We start from the raw sequence: 25,182 nt of genomic DNA, 5'->3' as shown, positions 1-25,182 counted from the left end.
GCGATTGATACATTTTTTAAAGTTTATGGTACAAATTTGAAAGCCTCTTTCAGTAAGGTAACATAAATTTGGATTTTGAAATAGTATTCATTGTTACCTTGTATTTTATATATATGAACTCAAATCTAGCTGCCATAACCGAAGTTACTCCCTTGTCGGAAAAAGACTGTTTCTACATTGCCGATCGGCATAAAACAGAATTTACATATCCCATGCACTCGCATGCGGAATTCGAACTGAACTTTGTAGCCCATGCAAATGGTGTAAAACGGGTCGTAGGAGACTCCGTAGAAATCATCGGTGAATATGATCTGGTGCTGATAGCCAGCAAAGATCTGGAACATGTATGGGAACAACACCTATGTGAGTCGAAGAATATTCGCGAAATCACAATACAATTCTCACCCGACCTGTTCTTCTCTAACTTTATCGATAAAAACCAATTCGAATCTATACGGGCCATGTTGGAAAAAGCTCAATTAGGGATATCTTTCCCTATGGCTGCTATCATGAAAGTATATCAACTACTCGATCAGCTATCGGGAGAGCGTAATGGCTTCTATGCAGTAATTAACTTTCTTACTATCCTGCATGAACTTTCTCTTTTTGCCGATGAAGCAAAAACACTATCGAGTTCGGCCTATGCGAAAATGGGAGTTTACTCAGACAGCCATCGTATACAAAAAATACAGAAACATATAAATGATAATTACAAAGAAGAAATACGGCTAACACAACTTGCCTCTTTGATCGATATGACTCCGGCCGCTTTCAGCAGATTTTTTAAACTAAGAACAGGTCGCGGATTATCCGACTATATTATTGATATCCGTTTGGCACAGGCAGCCCGTCTGCTTCTGGATACGATGATGACCATTTCGGAGATTTGCTACGAAAGCGGGTTTAATAACCTCTCTAATTTCAACCGTATCTTTAAAAAGAAAAAAGGATGCTCTCCAAAAGAATTCAGGGAAAATTACAGAAAGAAAAAGCAAGTAATTTAATTTCTTTCAATTTGATACAAATCTAGCACAAGATAGTATTGTGTTCAGTCCTAATAATACTATTCGGACACATCCCTAATTTGTATAAAAATGAAAAATATGTCTTTCTTTAAGGCTTTATCCCCATTTTAGCAAACAGGAAGAAAAGTATCACCAATAGATAATATAGTACTACTTAAATAAAAGATACTACCCTATTTTTGTAAATATACCTTGAGTGAGCTAAAGTAAAATTGAAAATCAAAAATAATACCATATCAATTATGAAACATAAAAGCTTGATACTCCTTGGCTTGATATTGATGGCCATGGCTTTTCCTTCTTGCAAAACAGAAGTGCAAGAAATTATTACCTCAAAAGTTACTGATAACTTCGATAACGCATGGAAATTTCATGCAGGAGAGGGTGTTGATAGCCTATGGACAGATACAACTTTTGATGATACAGCATGGATCATAGTATCGACCGACAGCTTACTGAAAGACAAAGGTATAAAACTAGACAATGGATTTGGATGGTATAGAAAAACCGTACAATTATCGGACAGTTTGCAGTCTGCCATTAAGGAAAAAGGAGCTATTGTGCTTCATTTGGGCAAATTAGCTGCTACAGACGAAGTGTATTTCAATGGTAAACTAGTTGGTAAGACCGGCGAGTTTCCCCCGAATTATATGGGCTATAACGATGGAGAAAGAAATTACCTGATCGGAGAAGAAAACATCAACTTCAGCGGGGATAACCTGATAGCTATTAAGTTTCACGATGGTTGGGGGACAGGAGGCTTTTTAGCCGGAGCAAAACTCAGTATATCTTCAGCCGAAACAAATGACAAGGTATCGCTAAATGTTGATGTGGCAGACCAAGACTATGTTTTTATGGCTCCTGATCCAATCAGTATCAAAGTAAACATAGATAACAAAAACACATGGCCGGTAAAAGGGAATCTGGTCGTAACTCTTACTACAGACAATTTTCAACCGGTAAAAACAGACTCGTCAGCTATTAAAATTGATGGTAATGGTACATTTTCCCATTCTTTCGAATTAAAAGATCCTAATCCGGGATTCTACAGATATACAGTTCAATTCAAAAGAGATACAACCGTAGTATGCGAAAAGAAATTCAACGTAGGCTTCGAACCGGAGAAAATCAGTTCCCCTTTGGATGCGAAAGCTGATTTTAAAGAATTCTGGGATAACAACTTGAAAGAACTGGCTAAAGTTGCACCAAATTACAAATTGATTCCTGTACCCGAAGCTTCTAAACTTGATTACGATATGTATCGGGTAGAAATGCGCTCTTTCGGAAACGAACTTATCCAAGGGTATTATGCCAAACCTAAAAAAGAAGGCAAACATCCTGTAATTGTCGAATATATGGGATATGGTTCATTACCTTACTTTCCTAATCAGACATGGGATGGATTTGCATATTTCGTTCTATCAATCAGAGGTCAGGCATTGAATTTACCTACAAACCGTTTCGGAACATGGATTACATACGGACTGGACAAGAAAGAGGACTACTATTACCGTGGAGCATTTCTGGATGTTGTGAGAGCCCTTGATTTCGTAACCAGCCGTCCCGAAATAGATGCTGAGAAGATCGCAGTCAGAGGTGGCAGCCAAGGTGGCGCATTGTCATTTGTTGCTGCGTCATTGGATAAACGAGTAAAGGTAGCTGCTCCTAATATACCGTTTCTGTCAGATTATCGTGATTATTTCAAAATTGTAAACTGGCCGAGAAGTGACTTTGACAACTATATGAAAGAGCATCCGGAAGCTAAATGGGATAATGTATACGACCTGCTTACCTATTTCGATATAAAGAATCTGGCTCAATGGATCGAATGCCCGGTACTTATGGGTATTGGCGTTCAGGACGAAGTTTGCCCTCCACATATAAATTTTGCGGCATACAATCAGGTGAAATCAGAAAAACGCTGGATGGCATTTCCTCATCATGGGCATAGTGTTGGTAGCGAATTTCATGATGCTATGATGGCATTGTTCAGAGAGAAACTGAATGTACAGGAATAACATCATCTAATTGTCCAACTTTAATTTGAATCATGAGAAAATACAATATAATATTCCTACTTATTGCTTTGATTACAGGATACTCTTGTAATCAAAGCAATAAGCTATACGAGCGCCCGCGTATCGATTTACAGGGGTCGTGGAGTTTTCAACTAGACTCACTTAATCAGGGAATTTCGGAAAACTGGCAAACTTTAAACTTTACAGACTCGGTTCATTTACCGGGGACCACCGATACGAACAAGAAAGGTATACTCAACACCAAGATGGACGAGACTACCTACCTTTCGCGCATATATAGTTATGTAGGTAAAGCTTGGTACCAAAAACAAATAAATATACCCGAATCATGGACTGGAAAGAATATCAGTCTGTTTTTGGAACGTACCAAACCAACTACCGTTTGGATAGACGGAAAAGAAGTAGGAACGAATGACAATGTTTCTACCAGTCAGATATACGATCTAACTGCATATGCATCTCCCGGAAATCACCAGATAACGATCATGGTTGATAACGGGGAATCGGTACCACCACAGGTAATAGCCAACTCACATGCTTATACAGAATCTACACAAACAAACTGGAATGGTATCATTGGTGAGATGTATCTCGAAGCTGTAAATCCGATGCATATCAAAGACATTCAGGTATATCCCAATGCGAAAGACAAATCAGTCTTAGTAATAGTAAAGATTTCTAATCCTGAAAAAATAAGTCAGGCTCAACTCAGACTGGAAGCTCAAGCTTGGAATACAGACCAAAAACATAATGCTGAAGTAGTAAATCAGGCTTTAGATTTATCTAAAGATGAATTTGAAATAACATATAATCTGGGAGACAAAGCTCTGTTATGGAGCGAATTTCATCCTGCATTATATAATTTAGACATAACACTGGAAAATGGAGACCAGCTATATGATTCGCAAACAGTAAGCTTCGGGCTTCGCGACTTTAAAGTACAAGGTACACAATTTTCGATTAATGAGAATATAACTTTTCTGAGAGGAAAGCACGATGCTTGCGTATTCCCTTTGACAGCCCATGTTGCTATGGATGTGGATACTTGGCGAAAATATTTCCAGACAGCGAAACAATACGGAATCAATCATTACAGGTTTCATTCGTGGTGTCCGCCTAAGGCCTGCTTTGAGGCTGCCGATATAGAAGGAATTTATTTGCAACCCGAATTACCATTCTGGGGTACAATGGATAAGAATGACAACAGGCTTCTATCTTTCTTAAGTAAAGAAGGAATAAATATCCAGAACGAATTTGGTAACCATGCCTCTTTTGTGATGTTCGCACTTGGCAACGAACTGTTCGGTGATCAGGAAGCGATGGATAAGTTAATCAAAACATTCCGTGAAATAGATAGTAACAGACACCTATATGCATTTGGTGCCAATAACTTTTTGGGATATGAAGGGCAGATTCCCGGAGAAGACTTTCTGGTGACCTGCCGAATCGGAGGATCGGGAGATGACGAGCCATACAAAACCCATGTAAGAGGATCCTTTTCTTTTGCCGATGCCTATGATGGAGGTTATATCAACCATACGTATCCTAATTCGGTAATGGATTTTTCGAAAGCGATAGAAGGATGTACTGTTCCTGTAATCAGCCATGAGACAGGGCAATTCCAAGTATATCCCGATTACAACGAAATAAAAAAATATACCGGAGTATTACAACCCAGAAACTTTGAAATATTTAAGAAAAGGCTCGAAGAAGCAGGGATGCTTGATCAGGCTGACGATTTTTTCAAGGCCTCGGGTAAATGGGCTGTGCAGCTTTATAAAGCTGATATCGAGATGGATTTAAGAACCAAAGGTTTTGGAGGATTCCAGTTATTAGACCTACAGGACTATCCGGGACAAGGATCGGCTTTTGTCGGTATTCTGGATGCCTTTATGGATAGTAAAGGACTTGTTGCACCCGAAGAGTGGAGAGAATTTTGCTCACCTATAGTACCCTTGTTTATTTCGGAAAAGTTCTGCTGGACTAAAAATGAAACATTGACAGGCGAGATAAAAATTGCCAATTATTCAGAAACAAAACTGGATGGCAAAAAGCTTGAATGGATAGTAACCGGAGAGAACGGCAAAACAATAGGAAACGGCACTTTGAATATATCTTCAACTCAGCAAGGCCTGATAGACTTAGGTGCAATACAGATGGATCTTTCTTCTATAGATAAAGCACAAAAGATTTTATTGAGCTTAAACATATCCGGAACCGAATACAAAAACACATACCCGATGTGGGTATATCCTCCAAGAGGCGAAATAGAAATTCCAGAGAATATTACGGTAACAAGAAAACTGGATGCTTACGCTATAGGCAAACTCAAAAATGGAGAAAGTGTTTTCTGGTATCCTGACCAAAAACAATACACTAAGTCTACTGTAGGCGGGTTATTCCAGACCGATTACTGGAATTACCGTATGTTTAAAACAATCAGCGAAAACATAAAGAAAACAGTTTCGCCCGGAACGCTGGGTATTTTGACTAATCCGGAACATCCTATTTTTAAAGATTTTCCTACAGAATTTCATACCAGCTGGCAATGGTTTCCTATTATAAAGAATAGCTATCCTCTGATTATGGATAAGATGCCCTCTGAATACCATCCAATAGTACAGGTGATTGATAATATAGAACGGAATCATAAACTAGGGCTGATTTTCGAATTCCAGATGGAAAGCGGTAAACTTCTGGTCTGTATGGCCGATTTAGATGCTGCCATGGATAAACCTGAAGCTAAGCAACTGTTTTTTAGTATCATGAATTACATGAAATCGGATGCTTTTAAGCCTGCTTCTAAAATAGATATGAAATCGTTAAACGAATTATTTAGTCCGGCTACATCTACTAATAAAATTGCCCTGTTACAAAATATTTCAAAATATAAATAATCCTCTTAGAGATAAAACATACATTAAAATGATGAAAAAACTAATACTTCTCACTATTACAGCACTATTTATGTTCTCGTGTGGTCAGAAAAAAAGTACAGACACTACATCCAACGAGCCCGCGTTTGTAAAGCAAAACGGAGGGCACTTCGAGATAAACGGTAAGCCTTACTATTTCATAGGAACCAATTTCTGGTACGGAGCTATACTTGGATCTACCGGACAAGGCGGTAACCGTGACCGGTTGCACAAAGAGCTCGATTTCTTTAAAGAAAACGGTATAACAAACCTTCGTGTTCTTGTCGGAGCAGACGGATATGCTGGACAAGAGGTTAAAATCATGCCTACCCTGCAACTTGAGCCGGGTGTTTATAATGATACTATTTTTGACGGGCTGGACTATCTGCTTGCCGAAATGAAAAAGCGTGACATGCATGCGGTACTATTCCTTAACAACAGCTGGGAATGGAGCGGTGGATACGGACAGTATCTTAATTGGGCTGGAGAAGGCGATGTACCTGAAAAAGGTGTACATGACTGGCCTGTTTTTGTAAAGCAAGTTGCGAAATATGCAGATTGTGATAGTTGCCATACACTTTTTCATAACCATATAAAAGCCGTTATATCAAGAACCAACGGGTACACAGGAGAAAAATATACAGATGATCCCACTATCATGTCGTGGCAAATTGGTAATGAGCCCCGTGCTTTCAGTGACGAAGCTAAACCTGCATTTGCGAAATGGATAAAAGAAGCGGCAGCCGTAATACGTTCCGTAGATCAGAATCACTTGATTTCTATCGGATCTGAAGGTATATGGGGGTGTGAAATGGATTCTGCTCTTTTCGTAGATATTCATGCGGACAAGAATGTAGATTACCTGACTATGCACATCTGGCCTAAGAACTGGAGTTGGATAGATATTGCCAACATACCCGGATCGGTAGATGTTGGTATCGAGAAAACCAACGAATATATGAAACAACACATTGCAATTGCAGCAAAATTAGACAAACCGGTCGTTTTAGAAGAATTCGGATTCCCTCGCGATAACCATAAATACACATTGGATGATCCTACTACTGCACGTGATAAATACTACCGCAATATATTCAGCCAACTGGTTACCTCTTATAAAGAAACCGGAGCTTTTGCAGGATGTAACTTCTGGGCATGGGGTGGATTCGGACGTCCGGCTCACGAATTCTGGAAACCTTGGGACGATTATGTAGGCGATCCTTCACAAGAAGAACAAGGATTAAACTCTGTTTTCAATACAGATTCTACTATCAAAGTAATTAAAGAGTTTTCAGACCAGCTAAAATAATAAATATGAAAAAAGGTATTATATCGATAGCATTACTTCTTTTATCGTTTGGTGTATTTTCTCAGAAGTTCGATAGTCTTGCACTAACACCACAGATGGGATGGAATAGTTGGAACAAATTTGCAACCAACATCAATGAACAGATGGTTAAAGAAATGGCTGATGCTCTGGTTAGTTCAGGACTTAAAGATGTCGGCTATAACCATATATTGTTAGACGACGGATGGATGGATATGAAGCGTGATGCTCAGGGAAATCTTGTCCCACATCCCGAAAAATTCCCGAATGGGATTAAAGTGGTTGCTGACTATGTACATTCAAAAGGCTTAAAATTCGGATTATATAATTGCGCCGGTTCAGAAACATGCGCCGGTTATCCCGGAAGCCGTGGACACGAATACCAAGACGCATTGAAATACGCAGAATGGGGTGTCGATTACCTGAAATATGACTGGTGTAGCACCGGTAAAATGAACGCCGAAGAAGCGTATACAACTATGCGCGATGCGCTTTATGCAGCAGGTCGTCCTATCCTATTAAGTATCTGTGAGTGGGGAGACAACGATCCTTGGAACTGGGCTCCTCCAATCGGGCATAGCTGGCGTACAACAGGTGACATTTACAATTGTTTTGAGTGTGCGCACGATCATGGAACTCATTTCTCGTGGGGAGCTATTAATATCGTGAATATGAGAGATCAGGAAATGCTCCGCAAAATAGCAGGTCCCGGACACTGGAACGATATGGATATGCTCGAAATAGGTAACGGAGTTTTTACCGTACACGAAGAGCAAACACACTTAGCTTTATGGGCAATACTTAACTCGCCTCTGATTTTGGGTAATGATATAAGAAATATACCAAAAGAAACACTCGAAGTTCTTACCAACAAAGACATAATTGCCATAAATCAGGATCCATTAGGAATACAAGGTTTCAAATACGGGACAGAAGGCAATGTTGAAATCTGGGTAAAACCGATGGTTAATAACGAATGGGCTATCTGTTTCTTTAACCATTCACAGGAATCTATTGACTTAACATTCGATTGGACGGACAAAATCATTAAAGACGAAGTCTTCAACAAAGAGATCACATTCAATAAAGAGAATGTCTATAAATTAAAAGACCTGTATCAGAAAAAAGAAATAGGAACGACTAAGCAGGTATTAAAACAAAGGCTCGAAAAAAGCCAGTCCTTAGTAGTCAGGGTATACAAATAAGTTTTTTAAGCTAAAATATAAAATATATGACTGGTACAAATAAAGTCTCTTTAAAAGAAAAAATCGGTTACGGTTTTGGAGACATGGCATCTTCTATGTTCTGGAAGATATTCGGAATGTATTCACTGTTCTTCTATACCGATGTTTTCGGTATCACAGCTGCGGCAGCGGGAACGATGTTTCTGATAGCACGTTTATGGGACTCATTTTTCGACCTGTTTGTCGGAATCATGGCTGACCGCACAAAAACGCGCTGGGGAAGCTACCGTCCTTACCTACTTTGGTTTGCGATCCCTTTCGCTGTAATGGGTGTATTTACCTTCTTCGTACCCGACTTTGCCGAAACAGGAAAACTGATTTACGCTTATGTAACATATTCTCTGATGATGATTGTGTACTCGATCATCAATGTTCCTTATGCGTCATTGTTGGGTGTTATGTCTTCCAATCCACAAGAACGGAATATTCTGTCATCTTACCGTATGTCTTTCGCCTTTATCGGTAGCTTTATTACATTTATGCTATTACAACCGCTTATAGACGGATATGCAAAAGCTTTTGGTTCAGGTGAGGTACAAAATACACTGGAGCAGGTACAGGAAAGTTCTGTCAGTACATCCCCAATAGGGTGGACTTTAGGTGTAGCAACTATCGGTATTATCTGCACCGTTTTATTCTTCTTGTGTTTCAGTTGGACACGTGAACGTGTAAAACCTGTAAACGAAGATGAGAATACCTCAGTAAAACAAGACCTAAAGAACTTGTTCCAAAACTCTCCCTGGTGGATTCTGGTTGCAACAGGGTTAGCAGCTTTATTATTTAATGCCGTACGTGACGGAGTTGCCATATATTATTTCAGGGATTATGTACAGTTTCATTATCGTATGCCTCTTACAGGTTGGGATATGACTACAATTTATTTCCTTGTAGGACAAGCGGCAAACCTTGTCGGTGTTATCATGGCTCCTACCCTATCTTCTAAGTATGGAAAGAAGAGAACATATATGATATCGATAGCAATCGCAGGGGCTCTCAGTATTGTGTTCTTTTTTATCCCGAATCAAATCGGATGGATTTTATTATTGCAAGCTTTAATCTCGGTTTGCGCCGGATATGTATTACCTCTTCTTTGGAGTATGTTCGCCGATATAGTAGACTATCAGGAACTAAAAACAAACCGCCGTGCATCAGGACTGATCTTTTCATCCTCATCTATGTCTCAAAAGCTAGGATGGGCTTTAGGAGCAGCTCTTACAGGATGGGTACTATCGATATTCAAATACAACCCTGAAATAGCTCAACAAAGTATGGAAACCATCTTCGGCGAAAAGCTTATGATAAGCATATTTCCTGCTGTTTGTTGCTTACTAGCATTTATCGGTATGATGGTTTATCCTCTTTCTGAGAAAAAAGTTAAAGAAATTACTCAGGAACTGGAAGAAAAACGAGGTAAATTAAACTAATAAAATTATGATCGGTTTTAAAGACGAATTAGTCAATAATATATTACCATTCTGGATAAATAATATGCAGGATGGTGCTAACGGAGGTTTTTACGGGCGTATCGATGGTGAAAACAATCTTCATGCCGAAGCGAATAAAGGGGTTGTACTCAACGCCCGTATACTATGGACATTCTCAGCGGCTTACAGGCTTCTGAAAGATGAAACCTACAAAGCAATAGCACAGAGAGCCTTCGATTACATCAATGCTTATTTTATAGACAAAAAGCACGGAGGTGTATACTGGGAGTTGGATTATAAGGGCAATCCTGTTAATACAAAAAAGCAGACATATGCTCAAGGCTTTGCATTATATGGCTTTTCCGAATTTTACCGGGCTACAGGTTCTCCCGAAGCATTGCAATTAGCCAAAGACTTCTTCTTTCTACTCGAAAAGTGCTATGACAAAGAACGTGGAGGATATCTGGAAGCTTATACCGAAGATTGGAATCCGATTGAGGACATGAGATTGAGTGATAAGGATGCAAATGAGAAAAAAACAATGAATACTCACCTGCATGTATTAGAGCCATATACCAACTTATGCCGAATATGGGATAATACTGAATTGAAAGACGCTCAACGACGTTTAATTCTTATCTTTACTGACAAGATACTGGATAACTCAAATTTCCATCTAAATTTGTTCTTTGATGAGGATTGGAATATCAAATCTCCTGCGATTTCATACGGACATGACATCGAAGCCTCGTGGTTGCTATATGAAGCTGCTGAGGTATTAGGCGATAAAGACCTTTTATTAAAAATAAAAGAATTATCGCTTCAAATAGCAGATACTGCCGGAGAAGGTCTACAGGCTGATGGCAGTCTTATCTATGAAAAAAAGGCGAATCACATGGAACTCGATCGCCACTGGTGGGTACAAGCCGAAGGAGTTGTAGGCTATATGTATGCTTTTAAAAACTCTGACAAAGCTGAATATTTAGAAAAGGCAGAGCTTTTATGGAAATATATACAAACAAATATTGTAGATAAAGCTAAAGGAGAATGGATTTGGAGCCGTTCACCCGATGGAAACATTAACACAAAAGATGACAAAGCCGGATTCTGGAAATGTCCGTATCACAACAGCCGCATGTGCTTTGAAATGATCGAACACTTTGGATACGAATAAAAAAAAGACTTAATACCTTTTTGTATTATTTAAATAATCAAAACATGAAAAAAACATTCGCAGTAATGGCTGCCTCGTTAAGCCTTATAGCAGGAGCTCACGCTCAGGTTACAAGTGATGTCGAGAAACAAGCAGCTGCCATAGTTTCAAAAATGACTTTAGCCGAGAAGATTGGACAAATGTCTCAAATTTCTATCGACATTGTTTGTAAGGGACAAGATACCCCACCGACAAGTACATTGGAGATAGATATGGATAAACTTCGCGAAGCTGTGGTCAAATACCATATAGGCTCTATATTGAATGCACCTAACACAAGAGCCCGTACACCCGAATGGTGGTCGGATGCTATAGCTAAGATCCAACAGGTAGCAATGAACGAAACCCGGATGAAAGTCCCTGTTATTTATGGACTGGATCAAATTCACGGAGCTACCTATACAGCAGGTTCCACAATGTTTCCTCAGGAGATAAATCTGGCTGCTACATGGAATCCCGTTCATGCCCGTAAGATGGGAGAAATCACCGCATACGAAACCAGAGCCAGCAATGTCCCGTGGACGTTCTCTCCGGTTCTTGATTTAGGTCCCGATCCTCGTTTCCCCAGACAATACGAAGCTTTTGGTGAAGATCCGTATATAGCCTCTGTTATGGGTTATGAACTAGTTAAAGGCCTTGAAGGTGACGATAATAATATCGGTAATCCGCATAAGATTGCTGCTAACATGAAGCATTTTCTTGGATACGGAGTACCTATCAGCGGAAAAGACCGTACTCCGGCTTATATTCCGATGAATGTACTTTTAGAATATCATGTTCCTGCTTTCCAAGCAGCTGTTGATGCGGGTGTACATACTGTGATGATCAATTCGGGAATTATCAACAACGAACCCGTACATGCCAGTTTTGATCTGATGACAAAACTTCTTCGTGAAGATATGGGCTTCAAAGGGATGATCGTTACCGACTGGGAAGATATCAATAAATTGTATAACCGGGATAAGATGGTTCCGTCAATAAAAGAAGCTATCAAAGCCGGAATCAATGCAGGTATAGACATGTCGATGATACCTTATAACTATGTAGAATTCTGTACCCTTCTGACCGAATTAGTAAACGAAGGATCAGTTCCGATGTCGCGTATCGACGATGCTGCTACAAGAGTAGTAGCTGTTAAGCTTGGACTAAATTTGTTTAATGCACCTAATACGCTAAGCAAAGATTATCCTGAATTTAACTCTAAAGAATTCCAGAAAGCATCATACGATGCGGCTGCACAAAGTATTACTTTGTTGAAAAACAATGAGAATATATTACCTCTCAAAAAAGGTGCTAAAATATTAGTAACCGGCCCTAATGCAGTAAGCAAACGTTCTTTGAATGGAGGATGGACATTCTCTTGGCAAGGTGAAAAGATTGATGAATTCGGAGATAATTACCTAAACCTTTTGGAGGCTATTCAAGCAAAATATGGTAAAGAGAATGTGACATACGTACCCGGAGTAAGTTATGCTCAAAAAACCGAATGGGCTACAGAACACAAAGATAAATTTGACGAAGCTGTAGCGGCTGCAAAAAGCGTAGACTACATAATCCTTTGTCTTGGAGAAAACTCTTATTGTGAAAAACCGGGTGATTTAGACGATTTGTACTTGAATGATCTGCAAACAGAGTTAGCAAAAGAAGTTTTGAAAGCAGGCAAAAAAGTAATACTTGTTTTGAGTGAAGGACGTCCTCGCATCATCTCAAAATTCTCCTCTCAGGTAGATGCTATCGTGCAAACATATTTACCCGGTATCTATGGAGCCAATGCTTTAGCTGATGTGCTTTCCGGCGAGGTTAATCCTTCAGGAAAACTTCCATATACCTATCCGGCATTCCCTAACTCATTAGTACCTTATTATCATAAGTATGCTGAAGAGCAAGAGAATACCGACAGTGCATACAATTATGAAGGTGATTACAATTTTGAATATCCTTTTGGACATGGCTTAAGCTATACCACATTTACTTACTCAAATGCTAAGATAAATACAGGTCAACAATCATTGGGAACTAAAGACGAAATCATTATCAGTATAGATGTGACTAATTCAGGAAATATTGCAGGGAAAGAAGCTGTTCAATTATATTCGTCAGATTTATTTGCCAGTTTGATTCCGGACGTAAAACGCCTGAGACGTTTCGAGCTAGTAGATTTGAAAGCAGGGGAAACAAAAACCGTAACATTCAAATTGACTCAAAAAGACTTATCATTTATCAACCTGCAAAATAAGCGTGTTGTAGAACCGGGAGACTTCGAATTCCAAATCGGAGCATCTTCTGCCGATATTAAGGCTAAACTAGCATTCAACATACAGTAAATATAGAGGGAGCAGCCAAACACTGCTCCCTAATCTTCTCTGTTTTTATTATCCCTCATAAAATATCATGACAGTAGCAACCGAAATTCCGGTTGTTGCTTAAACAGTAAATTAAAAAATGAAGAATACCAGAAGATTACTTGTTCTAGCACTGATCCTTTCTGTTTTCAGTTCAGGAAGCTTTGCTCAAAAACAATTTGCACTGAAATCTCCTGACGGAAAATTAAATGCCGATATATTGGTTGGCAATACGATCGAATACTCAGTTTCGCATGCCGGAGACCTGATGCTGTCTAAATCGCCATTGTCCATGAAACTTGAAGGAGGACTCGCATTCGGTGTTAACTCAAAATTATCAGGCTCTACAACAAAATCTGTCAATCAGACTATAGATGTAACGATCTATAAACGCAAAAAAATAGAAGACAATTATAACGAACTGACCCTAAAGTTTAAAGATGGTTTTGACGTTATCTTCAGAGCATATAACGATGGAGTAGCATACCGCTTTGTTTCTAACCTTAAAAAGCCTTTCAAAGTAGAAAGCGAGCAAGCCGTGTTCAATTTTCCTGCAGACCAGAAAGCTTATATACCCTATGTCCAAATAGTGCGTGAGCCCCTCGAAAAACAATTTTATAACTCATTCGAAAATACTTATGAACATATAAGCCTCTCGCAATGGGATACAAAGCGTTTAGCTTTCTCTCCACTGATTGTAGAGGGCGTAAATGGTAAGAAAGTGGGTATTGCCGAATCTGACTTGATTAATTATCCCGGAATGTTTCTTTATAACGGAAATACATCTAATAGCCTAACCGGTATTTTCGCTCCTTATCCCAAAGAAATCAAACAAGGTGGCCATAACATGTTACAAGGAGAAGTCCAATCTGCAGAATCTTATATCGCTAAATACGATGGTGCGACATCCTTTCCCTGGCGTATAGTAATAGTTTCGGAAAAAGATTCGGAGTTAGCAGACAGCGATATGGTTTACAAATTAGCGACACCCAGTAAGATAGCTGATGCTTCATGGGTGAAACCGGGTAAGGTTGCATGGGATTGGTGGAATGACTGGAACTTATACAATGTCGATTTTAAAGCCGGTATAAATAACGAAACTTATAAATACTATATAGATTTCGCATCGAAATACGGAATAGAGTATGTTATACTGGATGAAGGATGGGCTGTAAACTTACAAGCCGATTTGTATCAGGTAATACCCGAAATAGACCTTAAAGGACTGGTTGATTATGCCAATAAAAAGAATGTAAGTCTTATACTTTGGGCAGGTTACTATGCCTTTAATAAAGATATAGAAGGTATCTGTAAACATTATTCCGAAATGGGTATCAAAGGGTTCAAAGTTGACTTTATGGATAGAGACGATCAGCCGATGGTCGATTTCCATTACAAAGCAGCTGAAATAGCTGCAAAATACCATATGTTGCTCGACTATCACGGATCGTATAAACCTACCGGCTTACAGAGAACGTTCCCTAACGTAATCAATTTCGAAGGCGTACATGGTCTGGAACAAATGAAATGGTCTCTTGAGACAGTTGACCAGGTGACATATGATGTAACATTCCCATTTATCCGCATGATTGCAGGACCTGTTGATTATACACAGGGAGCAATGCGTAATGCTACAAGAGGCAATTACCGCCCCGTTAATAGTGAGGCCATGAGCCAAGGTACACGTTGCCGTCAATTGGCAGAATATATCATTTTCGAATCACCCCTAAACATGCTATGTGATAGTCCGTCTAATTACATGAATGAACAAGAATGCACTGAGTTTATAGCCTCTGTTCCTACAGTATGGGATAATACTATTTCGTTGAATGGCGAAATCTCTAAATATATCACCATTGCCCGTCAAAAAGGAGATGTTTGGTATGTAGGCTCTTTGACGAATTGGGATACAAGGACTTTAAATTTAGACCTTTCTTTTCTTGGTGAAGGTAATTACAAAGCCGATATATTTAAAGATGGCGTAAATGCAAACAAAGTAGCCCGTGATTATGTGAAAGAAACAATAGCGATTCCGACCGACAGGCAATTAAAAATATCGATGGCTGAAGGTGGTGGCTATGTGATGAAAATATATAAGTGATACTCTCCCCTCTTTATAAAAAAGGCTTCAGAATTTGAAGCCTTTTTTATTGCATATATATATATCAACTAACAGACTGGATATGATGCTTTTTATTAATGTACGAATTATATCATGTTTTAACATGGTATGATACAAATTTTAAAACTTTAAGTACAAAATTGAAACACTTTTGACCTATGAGGCAATACATTTGTGTATACAAAAAATGTTAACTAGTACTTTAATATCCGTGTGCCATGAGACATAATTTTAATTTATTGCCAGAAATCACACCTCTGTCTAATAAAGATTATTTCTATATTACAGACAGATATAAAACAGAATTCACATCTTCGATAAGCAGATATGCCGAGTTTGAACTGAACTTTGCAGCATATGCTCAGGGGATGAAAAGGATTGTGGGCGATTCTGTTGAGGTTATAGGCGATTATGACTTAGTCTTACTTGCCAATAAAAACCTGGAACATGTATGGGAACAAGACGAAAATCTTTCGCACAAAGCGCGCGAAATAACAATCCAGTTTTCATCAGACCTATTCTTCTCTAACTTTCTGAACAAAAACCAGTTTGATTCAATAAGAAAAATGCTGGATAAAGCTCAGAAAGGTCTCTCTTTTCCAATGCCCGCTATATTAAAAGTGTACAAATCACTGGATACACTGGCTTCAGAAAAAAACGGATTTTATTCTGCGATAAAATTTATGAGTATTCTATACGAATTATCTCAGTTTTGTGACGAAGCCCATACCCTTTCGAGTTCTTCATTTGCTCAGGTAAAAGCCCGTTCTGAAAGCCGTAGAGTTCAAAAGGTACAGGAATTTGTTAACAGGCACTACAAAGAAGACATACGATTAGAACAACTTGCCGATCTATCGGGAATGACCCCTGTAGCTTTTAGCCGCTTTTATAAACAACGTACAGGAAAAAGCGTTACCGATTATATTATCGATATGCGTTTGGGACATGCAATCCGGCTATTAGTCGATTCCGAGATGCCTATATATGAGATCTGTTACGATTGCGGTTTCAACAATGTATCGAACTTCAACCGGATCTTTAAGAAAAAGAAAGATCACTCACCGAAAGAGTTCAGGGAGAACTATCGCCGGAGAAAGCTTGTTGTCACACCAGAATGAGAAACCTACAGATATAATATAGTGTATTCTTATATTTTTTTGTATTTTTATACTATATACAATACACATATGATACTTTTCTGTTTCTAATAACTGAGAGTTTTATATTGTATATAACCAAGGGCCCCATCTATATTAAACTTTTGCCCCTCTATTATAAATTACTAAAAATCAGACTTACGCACTATTTTAGACGCTTGGCGATGCCTTGTATCCTAAAATAAAAGGTTGCAGCAATATTTATATCGAACTATGGTATGAATATTTGGGCCTGATATCGAAAAGTATCGTTAATGGATAAAATAGTGTCAATTTTTGATTTTAGGTTTCTCTAGATTTGTAAACAATATATATTCACTCTAATTGTTAACTTTTACTAAATTCATTTCAATAATTATGATCAAAACCAAAACATGATGGTGACCATTTTACATGTGGATACTTCAAATACAACTTCCCACATGCGATAAAATCAATGTATATAGAGATATATACAAAGTCTTATAAAAAAACACAATTGTATTACATGGAAAATAAGGAAATTAAATTAAAAACAGTAAGACTTAGGGCTATACCTGTAATGGGATATACAGCTTTATGTTTATTACTATTTGCTCCGCTTTCCGGACATGCGTCTAAGGGATTACCTACTGGAGCAGAAACCACGGAAGCACAACAAACCGGATCTACTGTTAAAGGTACTGTTAAAGACGCAACAGGCGAGCCCCTAATCGGAGTTAGTGTAACTGTAAAAGGTACAACCAATGGAGCATTAACTGATATAGATGGTAATTATACTTTAAAAGTATCTGAACCTAATGCAGTTCTTGTATTTAGTTATATTGGTTTCAAAGCACAGGAACTAACTATAGGCGGACGCAGTGACATTTCGGTAACTCTACAGGAAGATCTTGGAATACTGGATGAAGTTGTAGTTGTTGGATACGGTGTTCAAAAGAAGAAACTTATTACCGGAGCTACTGTTCAGGTTAGTGGAGATAATCTAACCAAATTAAGTACTACAAGTGCCTTTACAGCACTACAAAGTCAAACTCCAGGGGTAAATATACAAGCTTCATCCGGACAACCCGGTGAGGGCTTTAAAGTATATATTCGCGGTTTAGGTACTGCTAACTCTTATGCTCCATTATACGTTATCGATGGTGTTGCTGGTGGAGATATTAATAATCTGAATCCTTCTGATATCGAATCTATCGATGTATTGAAAGATGCAGCTTCTGCTGCTATCTACGGAGCCAGAGCTGCCAACGGGGTTATCCTTGTTACAACAAAGCAAGGTAAATCCGGTAAAATACAGGTATCCTACGATGGGTATTTTGGTGTACAAAATGTATACAAGACTGCTTCATTGTTGAATGCTCAACAGTACATGCAGGTTATGGATGAAATCAATTTCAACGAAAATCAGGCTCTCAATAACTGGCAGGCAATACTAGGAGATAACTACGAATCGGTGATGAATGGTACTTGGAAAGGCACTAACTGGCTGAACGAAATGCGTAATAAGAATGCTCCGATCCAAAACCATGCTGTCAACCTTACAGGGGGTTCTGAATTTTCCAAATTCTCAATGGGAGTATCTTATACTTCGCAGGAAGGTATTTATGGCTACCCTGTTCAGTCTGAATATGAAAGAACCACAGCACGCCTTAACTCCGAACATGTTTTGTGGAAAGCAGGGGACAGAGATGTTATAAAAATCGGAGAAAACCTGAATTACAGCTATACTGTAAGAAATGGTATTGGTATTGGTAACCAATATTGGAACGACATTTCTAATGCTTTGAGAGGTATGCCTATTATGCCTGTATACGGCTCTAGCGGAGAATACTTCGATTATGACGACATTAAATCATCAGGGCTAAGCCAATATGAGTCTCAAATGTCTAATCCTATAGCAGATATGGTTTATAACCGTGGTTATAATACTACCAAAAATCATAATCTGAACATGACCGGATATCTGGTAGTAGAACCAATAAAGAATCTGATATTTAAAACTCAGTTCGGTTATAAGATGAGTGCCAATAATTATCGCGCTTATACACCTGAATACACCCTCTCATCATCTTCCAACAATCAAGTCTCCTCAGTTGATCAACATGGAGGAATGGGATGGAGTTTTACTTGGGACAATACAGTGAACTATAAATTTGAATTAAACAAAGCCCATCACTTTGATGTATTAGTAGGTCAATCTATAGAAAAGTCGGGGATGGGTGATGACTTTGGAGGAACAGGAGGAAACTTGAACTTCAATGGCTACAAATACGCATACTTATCAAATACTCAAGGCCTTATTGCAGGTGCAAGTTCTGTAACAGGAGAACCTTGGGATGAAGGACGACTAGCTTCATTCTTCGGACGTATTAACTACGACTGGAACGAAACCTATATGGCAACTCTGATTATGCGTGCTGATGGATCCTCTAATTTTGCCCGTGGAAAAAGATGGGGATACTTTCCTTCTGTATCGGCAGGATGGGTAACTACGAATGAGAAGTTTATGGAATCATCCAGATCATGGTTAGATTTCTTGAAAGTACGTGCCAGCTGGGGGCAAAATGGTAACTGCAATATTCCAAACTTTATGTATTTGGCTACAATATCATTTGAGAATGCAGATTATTCTTTCGGAAACAATAAAGAATCTCAAACGACAGGAGGATTTTCAAAGATTCTTCCTAACCCTGATGTAACGTGGGAAACTTCTGAACAGCTTAATCTGGGTATAGATGCACGTTTCCTTGACTCTCGATTAGGGCTTGCCTTCGACTGGTATTCTAAAAAGACCAAAGATTGGTTATTACAAGCTCCTATTATAGGTGCTATAGGTACCGGAGCTCCATATATCAATGGAGGTGAAGTGGAAAATAAAGGGCTCGAGATTGGTCTGAACTGGAATGATCATATTGGTAGTGATTTTACATATGGAGCCAATCTAAATATGGCATTCAATAAAAATAAGGTACTTAAAATTAATAATTCCGAAGGTATTATCCATGGAGAAAGTAATCTGCTAGCACAGAATACTCCTGAGATAAACAGAGTTCAGGAAGGATATGCTATGGGATATTTCTATGGCTATAAAACAGCCGGTATCTTCCAGAATCAAGCAGAAATTGATGCATGGAAAGCAGCAGGTAACGGAATTATACAAACAAATGTGCAGCCGGGTGATGTTAAATTCGTAGACCTTAATAAAGATGGCGTAATTAATGAAGATGACAAGACTCAAATAGGAGATCCTAACCCTGATTTTACTATGGGATTCAGCTTTAACATTGGTTACAAAGGGTTCGACCTAAGTGTAACTACATATGGTGCATTCGGGCAACAGGTAGCAAGATCTTATCGTAAATTTTCGGATGGAAGACATGAGAATTATACAACTGAAATACTTGAAAGCTGGCGTGGAGAAGGTACATCTAACAGATTACCAAGGCTTACTTCCGGATCGAACGCCAACTATATCAATATTTCGGACTTGTATATAGAAGATGCAGATTATCTGAAACTTCAAAATTTAACGATAGGATATGATTTCAAGAAATTATTCCCTAAAATGCCATTAGGTCAAGCTCGTTTATACTTTACTGCTCAAAACCTATTTACTATAACAGGTTATTCGGGTATGGATCCTGAAGTTGGTTACGGAGGGGATGATACTGTATATTCTTGGTCTCGAGGTATTGATGTTGGTTATTATCCTAATCCCAGAACTTATCTAATTGGTGTAAATCTCAAATTCTAATCGGAAATACACTAAGTCGTTAATTCTGTTTATAAAAACTTAAAGAATATATGAAGAATTTAAAATATTTAGCAATAGGAGCAGTAGCATTACTGTTCTCGAGTTGCGAAAGTTTTCTGGATACGGAAAACTATACAGAAAAGAATACATCGAACTATCCTCAGACATTGGCTGATGCACAACAAGTGCTTGCCGGTATCTACAACAATTTAAGTGTTGTCAATGCAAACCCTCAATATTCTTTCCACATGGTTTCGGAGCTAGCTTCTGACGACCGTTTTGGAGGAGGAGGATCCGGAGACAGACTACTCCAGGCCATAGATTTGATGATGAGTACAGGTACAGATATGATGAGACAATTTTGGTTAGATCGTTATGTTGGTATACAAAGAGCAAATAATGCTATTGAAACATTGGGTAACTGTACAGGATATAACAGTGAGGATCAAAAAAATAAAATGATCGGCGAAGCATACTTCTTCCGTGCATTCTATTATTATGAGTTAGCCTCTTTATTCGAAAATGTACCTTTAATCGTATCCACAGCTGGAGATGGAACGATAACTCCACAGGCAGATCCTAATGATACATGGGCTCAGATAATTTCAGATTTAAAGACAGCAATTGAAATGATGCCTGCACAGAAAACATCATCTTCGGAGGCTGGACATGTCGATAAATACACTGCAGAAGCTTTAATGGGACGTGCATTCTTATTCTATACCGGATTTTATAAGAAAACAGACGTTACACTTCCTGATGGAAGTACTGTTACACAAAGTGATGTCATAGGATGGATCGATGACTGTGTTAATAACTCCGGATATAGCTTAGTTCCTGATTACCGTAACCTTTGGGCCTATACTAACGAGTTGACTAAAAACGACTACTCTTATACCAAAGGGCAGAATCTGAGATGGGTAGAAGATAATAATGCGATTAACCCAGAATCTATGTTTGCTATCAAATACTCCAAATTTGCTAGTTGGGATACAACAATTGGATACTCAAATGGATATGCCTTATTCTTTGGTATGCGTGGTGGCCAAGAGCTAGGCAATACATTTCCATTCGGACAAGGTTGGGGCGCAGGTCCGGTTTCTCCAGGTTTATGGTCAGAATGGGGATCAGCAGAACCTACCGATATGAGACGTAGAGCCACAATATGTAATATTCCGGAAGAAGTTCCCGGATATACAAAAGGCGGATGGACTGATTTTGTTCAGGAAACAGATTACTATGATAAAAAGGGTGCTCCTATTTCATCTAAAAAAGCAGATGGATCAGGTTACTGGGAAACTTTTGAACAAGATATGTATGATTATACTACAGTTAACTTCCAGTTATCAAACATCCATGATCTTGTGTTAATCCGCTTTGCAGATGTACTATTGATGCAATCTGAATTGAAAAAAGATGTTTCGGGTATTAATAAGGTACGTGCTCGTGCAGGATTAGATCCGATTAGCGCATACAGTGATGATGCCCTGAGAAAAGAACGTCGTTGGGAGTTAGCCTTTGAAGGTACACGCTGGAATGATATCCGCCGTTGGCACATTGCAGAAACAGCTCTAACTGTGCAAAATAATCAGGCAACATATTTCCAAGGCCTGGCAGACAGAAATACAACTGTCAACAATGGTGGCGGATATGCAGCCCGGTATAATGCTACGAATGGAGGTTTCTTTCCTATTCCGGAATCAGAAATTGCATTGTCAGAAGGTGTTTATAAACAAAATACCGGATGGGAATCAGGTACACTATATTCAGGATGGAGATAATTGTGTAAAACAAAAAACCAAAAGAAAATATGAAACATATATTATATTCAATAGCAACGCTTATAGTCGCAACACTCTTTATCTCGTGTGATCCTATTCAGGATGATAAAAGCATGGGGGAGGTCGTAACTTCTGTTGATCAGATTAATGCAACTGTTACTGCCGTTGTACATGATGGAAAAAACACCAATAAGGTAAAAGTAAATTGTACCAGTCCTGTATCATGCCAATGGACTGACGGCGTAAATATACTCACCAGTACTGAGGGAGAATTAACCCTAGTTGTAGAAGGGGCCCAAACAATTACATTGAAAGCAATGGCTGCAGATGGTACTATCTTTGAGAAAGCATTCAACTATACTGTAGAAGACATGTATTATGAAGTAGATCCTGAGTATGGCTATTTCTTCGGAACAGGAACTAAAACCTGGACATGGGCTGCAACCGGATGTTTCGGTAATGGTGGTGGTTCAGATACAGGTCCCGCTTGGTGGGTATTGAATCCTGAAGATATCGAAGAGCAATGTGCCGGTAAGAATTTACCTCTTGATGGTAAAGGTGCTACCATGAAATTTGTCCTTAGTGGAAAGAAAATGACCAAAACAACTATGACCGGTGTTGAATATGCCGGATCTATGGAGTTCAACATGACGACTGGTAGTGATTGGTCTAAAGGTACGGTAACCTTTACTAATACCAATATATTATGCGGTTACGACTTCAATGATGCAAATTTTGCAGCATGGAGCACATATAATATTATTGAACTTACCGATGACAGAATGGTATTAGCAGCTCAGGAACATTCTCCTAATACCAACTATTGGTATTGGGTATTTGTACCGCAAGAATAATTACCCAAGGCAAATCATATTTAGATGAGTATAAAGAAGGAGGAGCAATCAGCTCCCCTTCTTTTGCTCTTTTTATAAGGTAAGTAGCTCCTCTTATCCACTTTTAACTATGAAGATTCCCTTATTTTGACTAAATTTCACCTTGAATTATCTGTTCGGATACACATCTGACTTAAAAAACCCATGAAAGATTTATGATTAAGCTACTAAAACAATTCAACTGGCTTTTGTCATTACTATTTGGTGTAGCAGTATTCCTCTTTTTTGCATTCTATTATCAGTATCATTTGCATTATCAGGAACAGTTACAGTTATTTCTTTTCACACCATACTATTGGTCTGATCTGATGAGCCGTCCCGGAGGACTGGCTGATTATTTAGGAACATTCTTCACTCAATTTTATTATTATTCTTGGTCGGGAGCCTTAATAATTTCAATTTTGCTGGTATTGCTCCAATTAGGAATAAAGAAATTATGTAATGTCTGGGCCGACCGCTCATTAATAATATTACCTTTTACATTCGTACCCTCTATTATTATATGGGGCATACTTTGTGACGAAAATTATTTACTTTCGGCTCTCATTGCCGTCTTGCTACCCTTGGGTGCAGCTCTTTTACATTTGAAGATAAAGAGTCCTGTTTTCAGGATAATATATATATTCTTAGCATTACCATTACTATATTGGCTGTCAGGAGGCGTATTCTGGATATTCGGATTACTTTGCATTCTTTCCGAATGGCTATACTTTAAGCAATTAACAAAGTTCCAATGGGGAATTTTATTCGTTATAGTTATTGGTTGTATTTTATTACCGCCCTATGTTGCGAGTATATTCATACAATATCCACTGAGGCGCCTTTGGTGGGGTATCAGCTATCATCGCTATCCGGTTGTGTCTCCTTATCCTTTATTAGCTCTATGGTCGAGCATTATCATAATTCCTTTGCTGTTTGCTTTCATTAAAGGAAAGATAAGCAGAGTTAAGAATGTTACTTTCTTATCCACATCGGGAATTATCATGGTTTCCCTTTTTGCTTTTTTTATGGTGAAAAACCTTGCCGATTGGCAGAAAGAGGAAATAATGGCTTATGACTATTATATCCGTACTCAGGATTGGCAAAAGATAATACGGATGGCAAACCATAAAGACCCTAATACTCCATTATCTGTGACATGCCTTAATCTGGCTTTGTCTAAAGATGGATCTATGGGTAACAGTATGTTTCGCTATTATCAGAATGGACCTGAAGGATTATTACCAACTTTTCAGCGGGATTTTACATCTCCACTTATGTCCGGAGAAGTATATTATCATCTTGGTTTTCTGAATACTTCAATGCGATATGCATTTGAAGCCATGGAAGCTCTACCTGATTATAAGAAGAGTTCACGCGCAATGCTTAGGATAGCCGAGATAAACCTATTGAACGGAGAATACAAGGTTGCAGAAAAATACCTGAAGATTCTGCAACATACCTTATTTTACAGTAAGCAAGCAGAACAAATGCTCGAATGCTTGGGTAATGAACAGAAAATAAATGCAAATCCCCAATGGTCGCTTTTGAAAAAGTACCGGATGAAAGATGATTTCCTGTTCAGTGAAAATGAAAAAGATCAAATGCTAGGATTATTGTTTGTTAATAATCAATCCAATAAAATGGCTTTCGAATATCTGATAGCATACACTTTGCTGACTAAAGATTTGGATCACTTCGTTCAATATTTCCCTTTAGGTAAAAACCTAGGATATAAGGAAATACCTGCTCATTATCAGGAAGCATTACTCTTTTACTGGATAAATACAGGGCACGATGTATCCTCTTTGCCATGGAGTATAGATCCGGCTGTCGTTCAGAATTATATAAATTTTGCAAAGGCTTTGGCATCCGGAGCTAATGTAAATGCCCTATCCGGAGGCTTTTCGCAGACATACTGGTATTACCTTCAGTTTGCAGGAGGCGATCCGCTAAACTATTCTCAAAACCCGATTTATTGATAA

The 25,182-nt window shown here is 38.6% G+C and carries 14 protein-coding genes; all 14 read left to right on the top strand.

The genetic code is table 11. The annotated features are described in order from the left end of the window. The first annotated feature begins 113 nt into the window (after positions 1–113). The 14 genes from BUC12_RS01170 to BUC12_RS01105 all read left to right on the top strand — a co-directional run bounded on the left by BUC12_RS01170 (position 114) and on the right by BUC12_RS01105 (position 25,179). Positions 114–1,004, top strand: coding sequence for an AraC family transcriptional regulator (locus BUC12_RS01170; protein ID WP_062175348.1), 891 nt, complete (start codon positions 114–116; stop codon positions 1,002–1,004). 263 nt (positions 1,005–1,267) lie between these two features. After that, positions 1,268–3,043, top strand: coding sequence for an acetylxylan esterase (locus BUC12_RS01165; protein ID WP_062175347.1), 1,776 nt, complete (start codon positions 1,268–1,270; stop codon positions 3,041–3,043). Between the two features lie 32 nt (positions 3,044–3,075). Next, entirely contained in the window at positions 3,076–5,961 is a 2,886-nt protein-coding gene (locus tag BUC12_RS01160) for a sugar-binding domain-containing protein (protein ID WP_062175346.1), read from the top strand. 31 nt (positions 5,962–5,992) lie between these two features. Then, positions 5,993–7,288 carry a glycoside hydrolase 5 family protein gene (locus BUC12_RS01155; RefSeq protein WP_082141857.1) on the top strand — a complete coding sequence of 432 codons (1,296 nt, stop codon included), beginning with the start codon at positions 5,993–5,995 and terminating at the stop codon, positions 7,286–7,288. 5 nt (positions 7,289–7,293) lie between these two features. After that, positions 7,294–8,511 carry a glycoside hydrolase family 27 protein gene (locus BUC12_RS01150; RefSeq protein WP_062175345.1) on the top strand — a complete coding sequence of 406 codons (1,218 nt, stop codon included), beginning with the start codon at positions 7,294–7,296 and terminating at the stop codon, positions 8,509–8,511. A gap of 26 nt (positions 8,512–8,537) precedes the next feature. Further along, the gene (locus BUC12_RS01145; protein ID WP_062175344.1) at positions 8,538–9,974 is read left to right on the top strand and encodes an MFS transporter; all 1,437 of its coding nucleotides are present in this window, start codon (positions 8,538–8,540) and stop codon (positions 9,972–9,974) included. A gap of 7 nt (positions 9,975–9,981) precedes the next feature. Next, the gene (locus tag BUC12_RS01140; protein WP_062175343.1) at positions 9,982–11,148 is read left to right on the top strand and encodes an AGE family epimerase/isomerase; all 1,167 of its coding nucleotides are present in this window, start codon (positions 9,982–9,984) and stop codon (positions 11,146–11,148) included. Between the two features lie 44 nt (positions 11,149–11,192). Further along, entirely contained in the window at positions 11,193–13,511 is a 2,319-nt protein-coding gene (locus tag BUC12_RS01135; RefSeq protein WP_062175342.1) for a glycoside hydrolase family 3 N-terminal domain-containing protein, read from the top strand. A 118-nt stretch (positions 13,512–13,629) separates the two neighbouring features. Beyond that, entirely contained in the window at positions 13,630–15,630 is a 2,001-nt protein-coding gene (locus tag BUC12_RS01130) for a glycoside hydrolase family 97 protein (RefSeq protein WP_062175341.1), read from the top strand. Positions 15,631–15,869: 239 nt separating this feature from the next. Further along, positions 15,870–16,769, top strand: a complete 900-nt coding sequence (locus BUC12_RS01125) for a helix-turn-helix domain-containing protein (protein ID WP_062175340.1) — start codon at positions 15,870–15,872, stop codon at positions 16,767–16,769. A 580-nt stretch (positions 16,770–17,349) separates the two neighbouring features. Continuing rightward, positions 17,350–20,544 (top strand): SusC/RagA family TonB-linked outer membrane protein, encoded by a 3,195-nt coding sequence (locus BUC12_RS01120; protein WP_394333920.1) that lies wholly within the window; start codon positions 17,350–17,352, stop codon positions 20,542–20,544. Between the two features lie 50 nt (positions 20,545–20,594). Beyond that, a complete protein-coding gene (locus BUC12_RS01115; protein WP_062175339.1) occupies positions 20,595–22,325 on the top strand; it encodes a RagB/SusD family nutrient uptake outer membrane protein in 1,731 nt (576 codons plus the stop codon). Between the two features lie 29 nt (positions 22,326–22,354). After that, the gene (locus BUC12_RS01110) at positions 22,355–23,179 is read left to right on the top strand and encodes a hypothetical protein (protein ID WP_062175338.1); all 825 of its coding nucleotides are present in this window, start codon (positions 22,355–22,357) and stop codon (positions 23,177–23,179) included. A 194-nt stretch (positions 23,180–23,373) separates the two neighbouring features. After that, on the top strand, positions 23,374–25,179 hold the full coding sequence (locus tag BUC12_RS01105) for a DUF6057 family protein (RefSeq protein ID WP_062175337.1): 1,806 nt from the start codon (positions 23,374–23,376) through the stop codon (positions 25,177–25,179). Positions 25,180–25,182: the final 3 nt, after the last annotated feature.

This window comes from Indolivaga macrotermitis (genome assembly GCF_900128985.1).
Lineage (GTDB): Bacteria > Bacteroidota > Bacteroidia > Bacteroidales > Dysgonomonadaceae > Dysgonomonas_A > Dysgonomonas_A macrotermitis.
The sequence above is the reverse complement of the archived record's forward strand: the minus strand, read 5'-3'. Positions and strand labels throughout refer to the sequence as shown.

Bases quoted from the DNA above. Each gene is read 5' to 3' on its own strand.
- BUC12_RS01145 (WP_062175344.1), top strand. From the start codon at position 8,538: ATGACTGGTACAAATAAAGTCTCTTTAAAAGAAAAAATCGGTTACGGT.
- BUC12_RS01150 (WP_062175345.1), top strand. From the start codon at position 7,294: ATGAAAAAAGGTATTATATCGATAGCATTACTTCTTTTATCGTTTGGT.
- BUC12_RS01140 (WP_062175343.1), top strand. From the start codon at position 9,982: ATGATCGGTTTTAAAGACGAATTAGTCAATAATATATTACCATTCTGG.
- BUC12_RS01115 (WP_062175339.1), top strand. From the start codon at position 20,595: ATGAAGAATTTAAAATATTTAGCAATAGGAGCAGTAGCATTACTGTTC.
- BUC12_RS01130 (WP_062175341.1), top strand. From the start codon at position 13,630: ATGAAGAATACCAGAAGATTACTTGTTCTAGCACTGATCCTTTCTGTT.
- BUC12_RS01135 (WP_062175342.1), top strand. From the start codon at position 11,193: ATGAAAAAAACATTCGCAGTAATGGCTGCCTCGTTAAGCCTTATAGCA.
- BUC12_RS01120 (WP_394333920.1), top strand. From the start codon at position 17,350: ATGGGATATACAGCTTTATGTTTATTACTATTTGCTCCGCTTTCCGGA.
- BUC12_RS01105 (WP_062175337.1), top strand. From the start codon at position 23,374: ATGATTAAGCTACTAAAACAATTCAACTGGCTTTTGTCATTACTATTT.
- BUC12_RS01110 (WP_062175338.1), top strand. From the start codon at position 22,355: ATGAAACATATATTATATTCAATAGCAACGCTTATAGTCGCAACACTC.
- BUC12_RS01155 (WP_082141857.1), top strand. From the start codon at position 5,993: ATGAAAAAACTAATACTTCTCACTATTACAGCACTATTTATGTTCTCG.
- BUC12_RS01170 (WP_062175348.1), top strand. From the start codon at position 114: ATGAACTCAAATCTAGCTGCCATAACCGAAGTTACTCCCTTGTCGGAA.
- BUC12_RS01125 (WP_062175340.1), top strand. From the start codon at position 15,870: ATGAGACATAATTTTAATTTATTGCCAGAAATCACACCTCTGTCTAAT.
- BUC12_RS01165 (WP_062175347.1), top strand. From the start codon at position 1,268: ATGAAACATAAAAGCTTGATACTCCTTGGCTTGATATTGATGGCCATG.
- BUC12_RS01160 (WP_062175346.1), top strand. From the start codon at position 3,076: ATGAGAAAATACAATATAATATTCCTACTTATTGCTTTGATTACAGGA.